Genomic DNA, 14,530 nt, shown 5'->3' on the forward strand with positions numbered 1-14,530 from the left:
GCTTGTGCTGGCGTCGGAGGCGGCGATCGTCATGTCGTTGGAAGAGATTTCGCGACCCCGCTCCGCTCCCCCGCCTTGCGGGATCGGCGCGCCCGATGCGGGTCAGCCGCGACGTCTGGGGAGGCGTCACGGATGACCCGCATCCGCAGCGAGGACTCGTGGGACCTCCTAGACCTGCGAGCATTTTTATAGGCCCCCGATCACAGCCGTGGTCGGGGGCTCCTTTTTGCCCCTGACGTGAGGCGAGCTTACCGTAGCGTGGGGTTCACATCGCCGCCCGGCGGGCCTAAACGCCGGCCATGGCCGAGTTCGCGATAGCTCCCCCGCCCGTCCCCGTCGTGCCCGTCGAGGGCGAGGCCGGGGGCTTCCCGGTCCGCCGGATCCTGTGCGTCGGTCGCAATTACGCCGCCCATCGCCGGGAAATGGGGGGCGACGACCGTGACCCGCCGTTCTTCTTCACGAAGCCCGCCGACACCATCGTGCCGCCCGGCCGCGATCCGACCTATCCGCCTCGGACCGCCAACCTGCATCACGAGATCGAGCTGGTGGTCGCCATCGGCAAGGCGGGCCGGGACGTGGCCGCCCAGCATGCGCTCGACTTGGTCTACGGCTATGCGGTGGGGGTCGACCTGACCCGCCGCGACCTGCAGAGCGCCGCGAAGGACAAGGGCCAACCCTGGGACGCGGCCAAAGGCTTCGACGAGTCCGCCCCGATCTCGGCCATCCGCCGCTGGCAGGGACCGCCGCCGCAGGGCCGCATCGCGATCTCCGTGAACGGCGTCGTGAAGCAGGACGCCAGCGTGGCCGACATGATCTGGAACGTGGCCGAGATCGTCGCCGAGGCATCGGCGCTGTGGGCGCTGGCGCCTGGCGACCTGATCTACACGGGAACGCCGGAGGGTGTGGGCCCCCTGGTCAGGGGCGACCGGGTCGAAGGCGAGATCGAGGGGGTGGGCCGGCTCACCTTCACGGTGGCCTGATGGGCTGGACGCTGCATTCCGCCTGGCGCGCCGGGGCCCCGTACCGCGTCCGCATCGGCCTGAAGCTGAAGGGCTGCGAGTACGACTACCACCCGATCGACCTCGTCGCGGGCGAGCAACGCGAACCCGGCTACCGGGCCGTGAACCCCCAGGGCCTGACCCCGGCCCTGGGCCTGGGCGATGGAACGGTGCTGGCGCAAAGCCTGGCGATCCTGGAGTGGCTGGAGGAGACCCGGCCCCATCCGCCCATCCTGCCGCGCGCCGCGCTGGACCGGGCCGTCGTGCGGCGGATGGCCGGCATCATCGCCTGCGATATCCACCCGCTGAACAACACCCGCGTGGGCCGCAAGCTCAGCCAGATGGGCGTCGAGCAGGCGGCGATCACCCAGTGGATCCACGGCTGGATCCGCGACGGCTTCGACGCTCTCGAACCGCTCATCGAGCAGCATGGCGGCCAGTACGCGTTCGGCGACAGCCCCACGATCGCCGACTGCTGCCTGGTGCCCCAGGTTTATTCGGCACGCCGGTTCGAGCTGGACGTTTCACCCTGGCCGAAGCTGGCGGCCGCCGCGGACCGCGCGGCGGAACACCCAGCCTTCATCGCCGCCCATCCCAATCAGCAACCGGACGCAAAGCCCCTCTGATGCCGAAGTCCCTGAACGATCTGAAGGCCAAGAACGCCGCCTGGGCCGCCGGCAAGGTCGCCGCCGACCCGGGCTTCTTCAAGCGCCTGGAAGGCCAGCAGGCGCCCGAGTACCTGTGGATCGGTTGCGCAGACAGCCGCGTCCCGGCCAACGAGATCGTCGGCCTGGATCCGGGCGAGCTGTTCGTCCACCGCAACGTGGCCAATCTGGCCCCGCCGCAGGACGCCAACTACCTGTCCGTCCTGCAGTTCGCCGTGGACGTGATCAAGGTGAAGCACATCCTGGTCGTGGGCCACTATGGCTGCGGCGGTGTGGCGGCGGCGGTCGACGGCCAGCGGCGCGGACTGGTCGACCACTGGCTGCATCCGATCCGCGAAGTGCACCACGAGCATCGCCACGAGCTGGACGCCCTGCCCGGCGAGAAGGAAAAGTGGGACCGGCTGGTCGAGCTGAACGTCATCCGTCAGGTCCGGAACGTGGCCTCGGACGTTTTCGTGCAGGACGCCTGGGCCCGCGGCCAATCGCTCAGCGTGCACGGCTGGGTCTACACCCTGGGCACCGGTATCGTCACCGACCTGAACGTCAGCGTGGCGGGCCTGGAAGACCTGGCGGAACTGCCGAGCTGAGTTCGTCGCGGCCGGGTTGACCGCACGGCCGCGCCTCGCTTGTCTCGGATCCAGAGGCGGCGGCAGGCCGCCAACGGAAACGACCAGGAACAGTCGATGAAAATGAAGCTCATGGCCGCGTGCGCGCTGGCCGTTCTTGCGTGCGCCGCGCCGGCCGCGGCCCAGCAGCCCACCGCCGCCGACGCGAAGGCCTTCGTCGAGAACGCGGAAGCCCAGCTCGACCGGGTCAACGCCTTCGCCAACCGCGCCCAGTGGGTGCGGGCCAACTTCATCACCGAAGACACCCAGTGGCTCGAGGCGAAGGCCAACGCCGAGCAGAACGAACTGGTCACCCGCCTGGCCACCGAGGCGGCCCGCTTCAACGGCGTGCAGGTCGATCCCGTGACCGCGCGCAAGCTGAAGCTGCTGAAGCTCTACCTGGTCTCGCCGGCGCCGAACCGACCGGGCGCAGCCGAGGAGCTGGCCGGTCTCGTGACCAAGCTGGACAGCACCTATTCGTCCGGCAAGTTCACGTTCAAGGGCAAGCAGATCACCCTGAACGACGCCGAGGACGTGCTGGCCAAGAGCCGCGATCCGTCCGAGCTCAAGGCCGCCTGGGAGGGCTGGCACGGCGTCGCCACGGTCATGAAGCCGGACTACGCCCGGTTCGCCGCGCTTTCCAACGAGGGCGCCAAGGGGCTGGGCTTCAAGGACACCGGGGCGCTCTGGCGCTCGAACTACGACATGGACCCCGACGCCTTCGCCGCCGAGACCGACCGGCTGTGGACCCAGGTGGCGCCGTTCTACCGCAACCTGCACTGCTACGTGCGCGGCCGGCTGAACGAACAGTACGGCGACGCCGTGCAGCCCAAGACCGGGCCGATCCGGGCCGACCTGCTGGGCAACATGTGGGCCCAGCAGTGGGGCAACATCTACGACATCGTCGCCCCGAAGACGGCGGCCTCAAGCTACGACCTCGACAAGCTGTTGGAGGCCAAGGGCTACGATGCCGTGCGGATGGTGAAGACCGGCGAGAACTTCTATTCGTCGCTCGGCTACACGCCCCTGCCCCAGACGTTCTGGGACCGCTCGCTGATCACCCGGCCCCGCGACCGCGAAGTGGTCTGCCACGCCTCGGCCTGGAACCTCGACGACAAGGACGACATCCGCATCAAGATGTGCACCAAGGTGAATGCGGACGACTTCCGGACCATCCACCACGAGCTCGGCCACAACTACTATCAGCGGGCGTACCAGAACCAGCCGACGCTGTTCCGCAACGGCGCCAACGACGGCTTCCATGAGGCGATCGGCGATTTCGCCGCGCTGTCGGCCTCGACGCCCACCTACCTCAATCAGATCGGCCTGCTTGAGACCGTGCCCGGAGCGGAAGAGGACATCCCGTTCCTGCTGAAGATGGCCCTCGACAAGATCGCCTTCCTGCCCTTCGGCCTGCTGGTCGACCGTTGGCGCTGGGAGGTGTTCTCGGGCGAAGTCGCGCCGGACAAGTACAACGACGCCTGGTGGGCGCTGCGGCTCAAGTACCAGGGCCTGGCCCCGCCGGCGGCCCGTCCGGCCGATGCGTTCGATCCGGGCGCTAAGTATCATGTGCCGGGCAACACGCCGTACACGCGCTACTTCCTAGCCCACATCTACCAGTTCCAGTTCCACCGGGCCGCCTGCCAGCAGGCCGGCTGGAAGGGCCCGCTGCATCGCTGCTCGGTCTACGGACAGAAGGCCGTGGGCGAGAAGTTCAACCGGATGATGGAGCTGGGGCAGTCGCAGCCATGGCCGCAGACCCTGGCGGTCTTCTCCGGCGAGACCCGGACGGACGCGAGCGCGGTCGCCGACTACTTCAAGCCGCTGGACGCCTGGCTGACCAAGCAGAACAAGGGCCGCCCCTGCGGCTGGTAGTGGCGTGAAGCTCCTCCCCCGTCCCGTCGAGGACGGGGGAGCGACGCCGGACCTAGGCCAGCTTGATCTCGCGCAGCCGTTCCTTGAGGTAGTCGTCGGCGGTGATGGGCTCGGGGTAGCGGTCCGGGTGCTCGGCGTCGACCGTGCCGGGCAGGGTGCGGATCAGGTAGTCCGAGTTGAAGTGCAGGAAGAACGGCGTCGAGTAGCGCGGGAAGCCGCGGCGCTCGGGCGCCGGGTTCACCACGCGGTGGGTAGTGGACGGCAGGCGGTGGTTCACCAGCCTTTGCAGCATGTCGCCGATGTTGCAGACGAGACTTCCGGCCGGCGGGTTGATGGCGATCCAGCGGCCGTCGTGATCCTTCACCTCCAGCCCCGCCTCTTCGGCGCCGAGCAGCAGGGTGATGACGTTGATGTCCTCGTGCGCACCGGCCCGGATATGCGGCCCGTCCTTAGGCACAGGCGGGTAGTGCAAGAGGCGCAGGATCGAATTGCCGACGTCGACCTTGTCGTCGAAGAAGTGGCGATCGAGCCCGAGGTAGGAGGAGATGGCCTCCAGGACCTTCAGACCCATGGCGTCCAGGGTGTCGTACAGCCACTGAACCTTCTCGCGGAACTCGGGCAGCTCCGCATCGGGCCAGACATTGTCGGCCATGTGGTCGCGGAAGGGATGCCCGGCCGGCAGGTTGCGGCCGACGTGCCAGAATTCCTTTAGGTCGTAGTGAGTGTGCCCCTTCGCCGTCTCAACGCCGAAGGGCGTGTAGCCGCGCTGGCCGGCCAGCGGCAGCTTGTACTTCAGCTTGGTCTCTTCCGGCAGGGCGAAGAACTTCTTCATCTGATCGATGGCCGCATCGATCTTGTCCTGCGGCATGCCGTGGTCGGCGATCACGGCGAAACCCCAGCGCGCGTAGCTGTCGCCCAGCTTCTGGGTGAAGGCTTGGAAATCCTTCGCGTAGAGGTCGAAGGATACGGGCTCGATGGAGTCCTGGATGTGAAGGGCTTGGCTCATCGGCCCCTAATACACCGCCAGCTATCCGGCCTCCAGCCGGCGCGCCGCGGCGGCGTCGTTGTCCGCCTCCTCGGCCTCCTCCTTGCGCAGGCGGCGCATCTCGGCGGCCAGCAGCTTCTCCATGGTGTCGCGGCTGTCGCGGACGGCCATGATGTAGCGTTCCTCCTCCCCGTAGACGGGAGCCAGGCGCTTCAGCAGGGCCTTGTCGTGGTCGCGGAACAGGCTGGCGGCCTTGGCGGCGCGGCGCTCCGACAGGCCCAGGCGCAGCAGGGCCTTCTTGCCGAAGGCCAGGGCGCTTTCGAACGTCTCGCGCTCGATCTCGTCGGCGCCCACACGGATCAGCTCGTAGGCGTGGCGACGGTCGAAGGCGCGGGCGATCACGGTCAGGTTGGGGAAGTACTCGGTGGCGGCCTTGGCGAGGTCGACGGCCTTATCCTTGTCGTCGATCGCGATCAGCAGCAGCTTGGCCTTGTCGGCGCCCGCCGCGCGCAGCAGGTCCAGCCGGCTGGCGTCGCCATAGTGCACCTGCCACCCGAAGCGCCGGATCAGGTCGATCTGCTCGATGGACGATTCCAGCATGGTGACCTTGAAGTCGTTGGCGGTCAGCAGGCGGGTGGCGATCTGGCCGAAGCGGCCGAAGCCGGCGACGATGGCGTCGGGCGCACCGTCGGCGAACGGCAGGGCCTCCGGCTCGGCGAGGTTGCCGGTCCGGTTGAGAACCAGCTTCTCGTAGAGCGCGAAGGCGACGGGCGTCAGCGCCATGGACAGCGCCACAACGGCTGTGGCCAGAGCCGCCTCCTCGGCGCTGAGCACGCGGGCGGTGAGCACGAAGCCGATCAGCACGAAGGCGAACTCGCCCCCCTGGGCCAGGGAAACCGCGATGGTGGCCGCGTCGCGCCGGCTGCGGCGGAAGGCCAGGCCCACCGCCCACATCGCCACAAACTTCGCCACCATCAGTCCGAGCGTCAGCGAGACGATCAGCACCGGCTGAGCGGCCACCAGGCCGAAGTTCAGGCCGGCGCCGACGCTGATGAAGAACAGGCCCAGCAGGAGGCCGCGGAACGGCTCGATGTCGGTCTCCAGCTCGCGGCGGAACTCACTTTCGGCCAGCACGACGCCGGCCAGGAAGGCGCCTAGGGCCGGCGACAGGCCCACCAGTTCCATCAGCGCCGCCACGGCCACGACCAGCAGCAGGGCCGAGGCGGTGAAGATTTCCCGCAGGCGGGCTGCGGCGATGAAGCGGAACATCGGCCGGGTGAGGTAGCGGCCGCCGATGACCACGCCGGCCACGGCGCCGAAGGTGGCCAGGATGCGCACCCATTCCGGCTGGCCGGCCAGGACGCTCGCGCCATGGCCGGAGGCCTCGGCGACCACGGGACCGCTGCCCACCGCCAGCAGCGGCAGGAAGGCGAACAGCGGGATCACCGCCAGGTCCTGGAACAGCAGGACGCCGAAAGCGGATTGGCCGATGGGGCCTTGCCGCAGTCCCTTTTCCTCCAGGCTCTGCAGGACGATGGCGGTGGAGGACATCGCCAGGATCAGCCCGGCCGCCAGGGCGATCCGCCAGTCGGCGCCCAGCAAAAGGACGACGGCGCCCATCAATGCGGCGCTCGCCAGCATCTGCGCCATGCCCAGCCCAAAGATCGAGGTGCGCATTTCCCACAGCAGGGCCGGCCGGACCTCGAGCCCGATCAGGAACAGCAGGATGACCACGCCGAACTCGGCGAAGGCCATGACGTCGCCCGGCTCGCCCACGAGGTCGAGCACGAACGGCCCCACCAGCGCGCCTGCGATGAGGTATCCCAATACCGAACCCAGCCCCAGCCGCTTGGCGATGGGTACGGAGACGACGCCAGCGGTCAGATAGACCAGCGCCTGGATCAGAAGGGTGTCGGCGTGCATTGGGGCTCCAGCTCAGCCTGACACGTGGGTGTGGCGCTCAAATCATCAATCGATGAATTTTTCGGGCGACCCGTTCCCAACCTGCGTTTTGCGGCGTATTGGGCGGCCATGGCGGACAAGGTTTGCAAGGACGCTGTCGAGGCGCTCGCGGGTCGGCTCTTCGACGGCATGACGATCATGGCCGGGGGCTTCGGTCTCTGCGGCATTCCGGAAAACCTGATCGCGGCGATCCGCGCGGCGGGGGTCAAGGACCTGACCGTCGTCTCGAACAACTGCGGCGTCGACGACTTCGGCCTGGGCGTGCTGCTGGCCGGGGGGCAGATCCGCAAGATGATCTCGTCCTACGTCGGCGAGAACAAGCTGTTCGCCGAGCTCTACCTGTCCGGCAAGCTGGAGCTGGAATTCAATCCCCAGGGCACCCTGGCCGAGCGCATCCGCGCCGGCGGCGCGGGGATCCCGGCCTTCTTCACCAAGACCGGCGTGGGCACCCTGGTGGCCGAAGGCAAGGAAGTCCGCGAGTTCGACGGCGAGCTCTACGTCATGGAGCGCGGCCTGACCGCCGACCTGTCGATCGTCAAGGCCTGGAAGGGCGACGAGGAAGGCAACCTGATCTACCGGATGACCGCGCGGAACTTCAATCCGATGATGGCGACGGCCGGCAAGGTCTGCGTCGCCGAGGTCGAGGAGATCGTCCAGACGGGCGCGCTGGATCCCGACAACATCCACACGCCGGGAATCTTCGTCGATCGCATCGTCGAGGGAATGCACGAGAAGCGCATCGAGCAGCGCACCGTCCGCAAGCTTGAGGGAGCCGCCTGATGGCCTGGGACCGCAACCAGATCGCCGCCCGCGCCGCGCAGGAACTGCGCGACGGCTTCTATGTGAACCTGGGCATCGGCATCCCGACCCTCGTGGCCAACTACATTCCGCCGGGCATGTCGGTGACGCTGCAGAGCGAGAACGGCATGCTGGGCATGGGTCCGTTCCCCTACGAGGGGGAAGAGGACGCCGATCTGATCAACGCCGGCAAGCAGACGATCACCGCCCTGCCGTCCTCGAGCTATTTCTCCTCGGCCGACTCGTTCGCCATGATCCGCGGCGGGCACATCGACCTCAGCATCCTGGGCGCCATGCAGGTGGCCCAGAACGGCGACCTGGCGAACTGGATGGTGCCTGGCAAGATGGTCAAGGGCATGGGCGGGGCCATGGACCTGGTGGCCGGCGTCAAGCGCGTGGTGGTGGTGATGGAGCACACCGAGAAGTCGGGCGCGCCCAAGCTGCTCAAGGCGTGCACCCTGCCCCTGACCGGCGCGGGTGTCGTGGACCTAGTGGTCACCGACCTGGGCGTTTTCGACGTCAGCCGGGGCAAGAAGCCGCTTACCCTGCTGGAGTGCGCCCCCGGCGTCGGCGTCGATGAGATCCGCGCCAAGACCGAGGCGGAATTCCAAGTGGCGCAGACCGCGGCGGCCTGAGGCCCCCCTACCGCCAGCGCAACGCCCAGGGGCCGACAAGGGCGCCCAGGCCGGCGCTGAGCGCCATGCCAAGGCTGTACCAGGTCGCCAGGAACATCGGCGAGGTCTCGGTGCAGTGCAGGCCATACACCGTCGCCCCGACGCCGCCGGCGAACAGGCCCGCGGCGGCGCCGGCCAGCCGCAGGCGGGTCGGCGCGAGACGCCGCATCGCCCAGAGCGCGGCCGCAAGGGTCGGCAGCGACAGCGCAAGGATGTTCACGGGGCAACGCCGCCAGGAATGGCCCAGCCAGACGGCCGCGCGCTCCGACGGTTCGGCGGCCATGAGGGTAGCCGCGCCCAGCCCGCCCATGACCATCAAGGCCAGCAGGCCCAGGGCCGCGGCGCGGCGCGGCGAGGCCGCAGGCCTGGCGAGGCGTTCGGCGCACCAGAACCCCGCGACGCCGAGCACGGCGGCGTAGCCGGCCTTCATCCAGAACATCGGCCCCGTCACAGCGGCTGCGAGATCTTGGCGCAGGCCCAGCCAAGACAGCACGACGACCAGCGCGACAGCCCCGCCGACGAGCGCCGTCAGGGCGATCCGCCGCGACACGACCCCCGGCGAGACCGGCCGCAGGTCGGCCGCTAGCCCCTCGATAAGCCGATCAGTCTCCACGGGCCCCCACCTTCGCCATGAGGGCCTTCAGCGCCCGGTGCAGCGAGACCTTGGCCGCGCCCTCGGTCATGCCGAACCGCGCGCCCGCCTCCGCCAGGCTCAACCCCTCGATCTTCACGCCGCGCACAAGCTGCTCCTGCCGGGCCGGCAGGTCGCCCAGCAGGCGATCCAGGTCGGCCGCGGCTTCGGCGCCGCCGTCCGCCTCGGCCCACAGTGTCTCCGCCACCTCATCCAACGGCACGTGGCGACGCACCCGGCGGCGGCGCCAGTGGTCGATCAGCTTGTAGCGCGCCACCGCATAGGCCCAGGCCGTGAACGGCTGGCTCGGGTCATAGGTCATGCGGCGGCCATGAACAGCCAAGAGGGTCTCCTGCACCAGGTCGTCCGCTTCGTCAGCGAGGTCTGCGCCGAGCCGGCGGCGGAAGTACACGGCCAGCCGGGCGCTCAACAGGGTCAGCAGCTCGCGCCACGCCTGGCCGTCCCCGGCCTGGGCGCGCAGCATCAGAGCCTTCAGCCGCTGTTCGACCTCGTGAAACGCCATGTCACCGCGTCGGAATGAGTTCGCGCCACGCGCGGAAAAGTTACATCGGGGCGGCGAAGAAAAAGAGTCGGCGAAAGCTGTAACCTGCGCCGCGCCGCCCGCGAACTAGCTCCTGACTGCGCCGCTGTGGCCGGTCGCAACGAGGAGCTCTTCATGAAGACCGTTCAAACGACCCTGGCCGCCGCCGCCGTTCTCGCCCTGATGAGCGGCGCCGCCATAGCCCAGGACAACATGGCCAAGAAGCCGGCCGCCACCGAGAAGTGCTACGGCGTCGCCAAGGCGGGCCAGAATGACTGCAAGGCCGGCGCCGGCACGACCTGTGCGGGCACCTCCAAGGTCAACTACGACGGTAAGGCGTTCAAGGAGGTGCCGGTCGGAACCTGCGTCACCATGAAGACGCCCAAGGGCACGGGCTCGCTGACGCCCAAGGCCTGACGTCGCGTCTCGCGGATGCGCCTCATGACCCAGTCCTTCACCGCGGGCGTCAGCCTGAAACCGCAGCACTATGCGGATGCCCTCGCCTGCCGGGCCGAGGGACTATGGTTCGAGGCGCATCCCGAGAACTACATGGCCGCTGGCGGGCCACGGCTCGCCTGGCTGGACGCCATCGCGCGCGACCGGCCGGTCTCCCTGCACGGGGTCGGCCTGTCGCTGGCGGCGGACGAGGCGCCGGACGAAGGCCACCTGGCGGCGTTGAAGCGCCTGGTCGACCGCTACCGCCCGGCCCTGGTGTCGGAGCATCTGGCCTGGTCGATGCGCCGCGGCGTCTATGCCCCCGACCTGTTGCCCTTCCCGCGCACGCTTCGAGCCCTGTCGCGGATCGCGGACAACGTCGACCGGATGCAGGAGGTCCTGGGGCGCCGCGTCCTGATCGAGAACCCGTCCCTCTACCTGCCGCTCGGGGGGCACGATCTTGGGGAGGTCGAGTTCCTGGCCGAGCTCAGCCGGCGAACCGGCTGCGGCCTGCTGGTCGATGTGAACAACGTCTTCGTCAGCGCGCACAACCTGGGCTATTCGGCCGAGGCGTACCTGGACGCCCTCCCCGCGGCGGCGATCGGCGAGATCCACCTGGCGGGCCATGCGCCGGACGCGCGCGCCGATCTGCTGATCGACACCCACGGCGCGCCGGTGGCCGAGGCCGTATGGTCGCTGTACGCAAGGCTCGTCGAACGGATCGGCCCGCGTCCGACCCTGATCGAGCGCGACGACGACATCCCAGCCTTCGATATGCTGATGGCCGAGCGCGAGCGTGCCCACGGCCTGCTCCTCCGCGAGCCCGTCGATGCGTGACGCCTTTCATGAGCGCTTCCTGGCGGCGGTCGCCGGTGATGCCGCAGCGCTCGCGCCTTGGTGCGCGCCCAACGCCGCCGAGGCGGGCCTCAGCGTCTATCGCAACACGGTCGGAAAGGGCTGCGCCGACGCCCTGGCGGCGCAGTTTCCGACGGTCGAGCGCGTGGTGGGCCCGGCGTGGCTGGCCGCCGCCGCGACCGCACATGCCACAGCCTGCCCGCCGCGCACGGCCAGCCTGCTGGCCTACGGCGAGGCCTTCCCGACCTGGCTGGCGGACTTCCCCCCGGCGGCGGACATGCCGTACCTCGCGGGACTCGCGCAGCTCGACTGGCTGTGGACCTGCGCCCACCTGGCCGCCGACGCGCGCCCGCTCGCGCCGGAGGCGGCGGCCGCCCTTTCGCCGGCGGCGTTCTCGACTCACGCCCTCGTCCTGCACCCCGCCACGCGGTTCGCGGACTTCGAGGACGGGACGCCATCGCTCTGGCGCGCCCTGCAGTCGCCGGACGCCCCGCCGAAGACCCTGGAACTGAACGACGCGCCCGAGGGCCTGCTGCTCGTCCGCCCCGGCCTCGACATCCGCCATCAACTCATCGGCCCCGGCGAGCTGATGTTCCTGGCCGCCTCCTCGGCCGGCGCCAGTCTCCTCGAAGCCGCCATGGCCGCCCTGGCGGCCGAGCCCGGCCTCGACCTCTCCACAGCGTTCGCCGGCCTTGTCGCCGCGGGCGCCTTCACCGCCCTGAGGAAACACCCATGAACACCCTGACCGCCCCGCTCGCCGGCGGCGCACGCCCTACCCGCGCCTTTGGCCGCCTGGCCGAGCGCCTGATCCCCGAGGACGCCATCGCGCTCGTCACGCGCCTGGGCGTGGCGGGGATCTTCTTCCAGTCGGCCAGGACCAAGGTGGACGGCCTGCTGCACATCACCGACGGGACGTACACCCTGTTCCGCGAGGAGTACCGGCTGCCGCTGATCCCGCCGGACGTCGCGGCCCACCTGGCCACCTGGTCCGAGCACCTGTTCTCCATCCTGCTTGTCCTGGGCCTGTTCACCCGGTTCTCGGCCCTGGCCCTCCTCGGCATGACGGCGGTGATCGAGATCTTCGTCTATCCAGACGCCTGGCCGACCCACCTCAGCTGGGCCGCGCTGCTGATCTATCTGGTCGGCCGCGGCGGCGGCGGTTGGAGCCTTGACCGGCTCTTCCGGTTGGACTGAGGCTGGCGTCCCTCCGCCCGGCCCCTACGTATTCGCAATGACCCCCGACCCCAGAAACCCGGCTTCACCCATGAAAATGCGCCTCGTCGCGGCCCTGGCCGCCACCACTGTCCTCATGACCGGCGCCCAGGCCTCGGCCGCCGCCACCAAGACCGCCGTGTTCGCCGGGGGCTGCTTCTGGTCGGTGGAGAAGTTCTTCGAAGCCACGCCGGGCGTACTGAAGGCGGTTTCGGGCTATTCCGGCGGCGCCTCGGCCAATCCGACCTATGAGAACCACGCCGGCCACATGGAGGCGGTGAAGGTCACCTACGATCCGGCCAAGATCAGCTACGCCCAGCTGGTGGATCGCTTCTATCGCAACATCGATCCCACCGATCCGAACGGCCAGATCTGCGACAAGGGGCCATCGTACCGTACCGCCATCTTCGCCGGATCCGCGGAGGAGCGGGCCGCCGCCGAGGCGGCGCGAGTCAAGTACGCCAAGCAGCTGGGCGCCAAGATCACCGTTGCGACGCGCAACGCCGCGCCCTTCTACAATGCGGAGGCCTATCACCAGGACTTCGCCAAGAAGAACCCGGGCCACTACGAACGCTACCGGATCGGCTGCGGCCGCGACCGGGCGCTCAAGGCGGTGTGGGGAGGCCGGTAGCGGCGTCTCGTGGGCGGGGTGCGAACCCCTCGCCCACGAACATCTCCACCTTGCGTTTGTGGCGGCGGTCCAGCCAGACGCTGGCGATCTCCAGGTCGCGCGAGGCGGCGAAATCGGCCTGCATTTCAGCCCGGCGCCAGCCCTCGTACGACACCATCAGCACACGGCGGCCGATGGCGGCCGTCAGGGGAGCGGTGGTCTCCGCCTGGTTGCGCGGCCCCTCCATCAGGAGCCAGCTCGCCAGGGGCGGCGCGCCGAAGCCCAGGCGGTCGCGGCCGTAGTAGCTCATGGCGTAGAACAGGAAGCGGTTGTTCACCGCGATGGCCGTGAGCCCCGGCTCCCGCGCGGCGCGGTCGAGGATCAGCTCGGTGGTCTGGGACCAGCCGCGCGCGCGCTTCAGCCCGTTGGCCAGGCCCGCCTTGTCGGCCAGCGCCGGCGACATCACTGCCGCCAGGAAGAAGGCAGCGACCGCGCCCTGTATCGCCACGGCTGCGATCAGCCACCGCCGCGCGCGCCAGCGCATCAGCCATGCGGCCACCAGGATCGCACCAGCCAGATAGCCCGCGCCGGACCAGTTGGCGTTGGCGCGGCTGATGAAGGCCTGGCCGGTGACGATGAGCAGCGGCGGCAAGGAGAAGCAGAGCAGGGTCAGGTCGTTCGCGGAGAGCTGGCGGCGCCGCGCGGCCAGCACGACCCCGATGAGGAGGACTGCGAGCGGGATCGGCCCGAAGACGCCGAACTGCGAGCCGACGAACGCGCCCATCTCGGTGACGTTGAACAGCTGCACGCCGCTCCAGGCGGCATTGGCGGCCGTGTGCTGGAAGGTGGCGAAGCCGTGGGTGGCGTTCCATGCCAGGTTAGGCGCCAGGACCGCCGCAAACGCCGCCAGCGCAGCCGCGGCGGCCGGCAGGGTCCAGGCGGCGCGCGCCGGCCGTGACAGCGCAAGGTGGACCGCCAGGCCCACGACGAAATAGACGGCCGCGTACTTCGACAGGAACGCCAGGCCGAGGGCCGCGCCCACGCCCGCCGCCAGCAACACGCGTCGCCGCCCGTCGGCCTCCAGGAGATTCACATAGGCCAGTATGGTCACGCCCAGGAAGAACAGCAGGGGCGCATCGGTCGCCGCGACCAGGGCCGAGAGCTGGATGCCGGGCATCAGGCCGTAGAGCGCCGCCGCGGCCAGGCCCGTCTGCGGTCCGTAGAGACGCCGCCCGATGAGGAAGACGACCAGCGTGGCGCCCGCCTGGAACAGGCAGGCCGAGAGGCGCACCCAGGCCTCGGCGTCGCCGCCGATCGCCGTGGTGGCCCAGATGGCCCAGGCGATCATCGGCGGCTTCGAATAGTAACCGAAGTCGAGCGTTCGCGACCAAAGCCAGTACTGGGCCTCGTCCGGATAGAGTTCCAGGGGCGTGCCGAACAGCGCGATCAGTCGCGCCACGGTCAGCGCCGCGACTAGCAGCAGCGCAGCGCGGAGCTCGCCGTCGGACCCTTGCGGGCTATGGCTTTGCGGCATTTCGACCCTCTGAGGCCGCGGAACGTAGAGTGCGCTGCCCGTTCTGCAAGCAAACTGATGCGTATTTGCCTCAGTGTGACAGTGACCGCTGCACCGTCGCAAAACAGTCACCAACCACCTGATTTTTGGCGCTATAGGGGCGACGAAGAC

The 14,530-nt window shown here is 69.2% G+C and carries 16 protein-coding genes; 11 read left to right on the forward strand and 5 right to left on the reverse strand.

The features are described 5' to 3' along the window. Window positions 1-299: 299 nt before the first annotated feature. The 4 genes from A2790_RS04965 to A2790_RS04980 all read left to right on the forward strand — a co-directional run bounded on the left by A2790_RS04965 (window position 300) and on the right by A2790_RS04980 (window position 4,143). Window positions 300-980 (forward strand): fumarylacetoacetate hydrolase family protein, encoded by a 681-nt coding sequence (locus A2790_RS04965; RefSeq protein WP_293388312.1) that lies wholly within the window; start codon window positions 300-302, stop codon window positions 978-980. Beyond that, window positions 980-1,624, forward strand: a complete 645-nt coding sequence (gene maiA, locus A2790_RS04970; protein WP_293388315.1) for a maleylacetoacetate isomerase — start codon at window positions 980-982, stop codon at window positions 1,622-1,624. The genes A2790_RS04965 and maiA overlap by 1 nt, the downstream gene beginning before the upstream one ends. Further along, window positions 1,624-2,250: a carbonic anhydrase gene (locus A2790_RS04975; RefSeq protein WP_293388318.1), complete on the forward strand. Its 627-nt coding sequence runs from the start codon at window positions 1,624-1,626 to the stop codon at window positions 2,248-2,250. The genes maiA and A2790_RS04975 overlap by 1 nt, the downstream gene beginning before the upstream one ends. Window positions 2,251-2,346: 96 nt before the next feature. Beyond that, window positions 2,347-4,143: a M2 family metallopeptidase gene (locus tag A2790_RS04980; RefSeq protein ID WP_293388321.1), complete on the forward strand. Its 1,797-nt coding sequence runs from the start codon at window positions 2,347-2,349 to the stop codon at window positions 4,141-4,143. Window positions 4,144-4,195: 52 nt separating this feature from the next. Here the strand turns inward: A2790_RS04980 and A2790_RS04985 are convergent, their stop codons facing one another. Together A2790_RS04985 and A2790_RS04990 are read right to left on the reverse strand one after the other, a co-directional pair. Continuing rightward, window positions 4,196-5,149 carry a 2-oxoglutarate and iron-dependent oxygenase domain-containing protein gene (locus A2790_RS04985; RefSeq protein WP_293388324.1) on the reverse strand — a complete coding sequence of 318 codons (954 nt, stop codon included), beginning with the start codon at window positions 5,147-5,149 and terminating at the stop codon, window positions 4,196-4,198. Window positions 5,150-5,170: 21 nt separating this feature from the next. Then, window positions 5,171-7,051, reverse strand: a complete 1,881-nt coding sequence (locus A2790_RS04990; protein ID WP_293388327.1) for a monovalent cation:proton antiporter-2 (CPA2) family protein — start codon at window positions 7,049-7,051, stop codon at window positions 5,171-5,173. 108 nt (window positions 7,052-7,159) lie between these two features. On the opposite strand from A2790_RS04990, the gene A2790_RS04995 reads away from it, so the two are divergent. After that, a complete protein-coding gene (locus tag A2790_RS04995) occupies window positions 7,160-7,870 on the forward strand; it encodes a CoA transferase subunit A (RefSeq protein ID WP_293388330.1) in 711 nt (236 codons plus the stop codon). Then, window positions 7,870-8,523, forward strand: a complete 654-nt coding sequence (locus A2790_RS05000; RefSeq protein WP_293388333.1) for a 3-oxoacid CoA-transferase subunit B — start codon at window positions 7,870-7,872, stop codon at window positions 8,521-8,523. Before A2790_RS04995 ends, A2790_RS05000 begins: the two co-directional genes overlap by 1 nt. A gap of 7 nt (window positions 8,524-8,530) precedes the next feature. Here the strand turns inward: A2790_RS05000 and A2790_RS05005 are convergent, their stop codons facing one another. Further along, window positions 8,531-9,175 (reverse strand): DUF1109 domain-containing protein, encoded by a 645-nt coding sequence (locus tag A2790_RS05005; protein ID WP_293388336.1) that lies wholly within the window; start codon window positions 9,173-9,175, stop codon window positions 8,531-8,533. Beyond that, window positions 9,165-9,716 carry a sigma-70 family RNA polymerase sigma factor gene (locus tag A2790_RS05010; protein ID WP_293388339.1) on the reverse strand — a complete coding sequence of 184 codons (552 nt, stop codon included), beginning with the start codon at window positions 9,714-9,716 and terminating at the stop codon, window positions 9,165-9,167. The genes A2790_RS05005 and A2790_RS05010 overlap by 11 nt, the downstream gene beginning before the upstream one ends. A gap of 153 nt (window positions 9,717-9,869) precedes the next feature. Between A2790_RS05010 and A2790_RS05015 the strand changes: the two genes are divergently transcribed. The 5 genes from A2790_RS05015 (at window position 9,870) to msrA (ending at window position 12,867) form a co-directional block, all read left to right on the forward strand. After that, window positions 9,870-10,151 (forward strand): DUF2282 domain-containing protein, encoded by a 282-nt coding sequence (locus A2790_RS05015; protein WP_293388342.1) that lies wholly within the window; start codon window positions 9,870-9,872, stop codon window positions 10,149-10,151. A 24-nt stretch (window positions 10,152-10,175) separates the two neighbouring features. Continuing rightward, window positions 10,176-11,006 (forward strand): DUF692 domain-containing protein, encoded by an 831-nt coding sequence (locus tag A2790_RS05020; protein ID WP_293388344.1) that lies wholly within the window; start codon window positions 10,176-10,178, stop codon window positions 11,004-11,006. Then, on the forward strand, window positions 10,999-11,760 hold the full coding sequence (locus tag A2790_RS05025) for a putative DNA-binding domain-containing protein (protein ID WP_293388346.1): 762 nt from the start codon (window positions 10,999-11,001) through the stop codon (window positions 11,758-11,760). Before A2790_RS05020 ends, A2790_RS05025 begins: the two co-directional genes overlap by 8 nt. Next, window positions 11,757-12,218 (forward strand): DoxX family protein, encoded by a 462-nt coding sequence (locus tag A2790_RS05030; RefSeq protein WP_293388348.1) that lies wholly within the window; start codon window positions 11,757-11,759, stop codon window positions 12,216-12,218. The genes A2790_RS05025 and A2790_RS05030 overlap by 4 nt, the downstream gene beginning before the upstream one ends. A gap of 76 nt (window positions 12,219-12,294) precedes the next feature. Then, window positions 12,295-12,867: a peptide-methionine (S)-S-oxide reductase MsrA gene (gene msrA, locus A2790_RS05035; RefSeq protein ID WP_293388594.1), complete on the forward strand. Its 573-nt coding sequence runs from the start codon at window positions 12,295-12,297 to the stop codon at window positions 12,865-12,867. Here msrA and A2790_RS05040 read toward each other — a convergent pair. Continuing rightward, a complete protein-coding gene (locus tag A2790_RS05040; protein ID WP_293388350.1) occupies window positions 12,842-14,380 on the reverse strand; it encodes a glycosyltransferase family 39 protein in 1,539 nt (512 codons plus the stop codon). The two genes, msrA and A2790_RS05040, sit on opposite strands and share 26 nt — an antisense overlap. Between the last annotated feature and the right edge of the window lie 150 nt (window positions 14,381-14,530).

The organism is Phenylobacterium sp. RIFCSPHIGHO2_01_FULL_69_31, assembly GCF_001824475.1.
GTDB lineage: Bacteria > Pseudomonadota > Alphaproteobacteria > Caulobacterales > Caulobacteraceae > Phenylobacterium.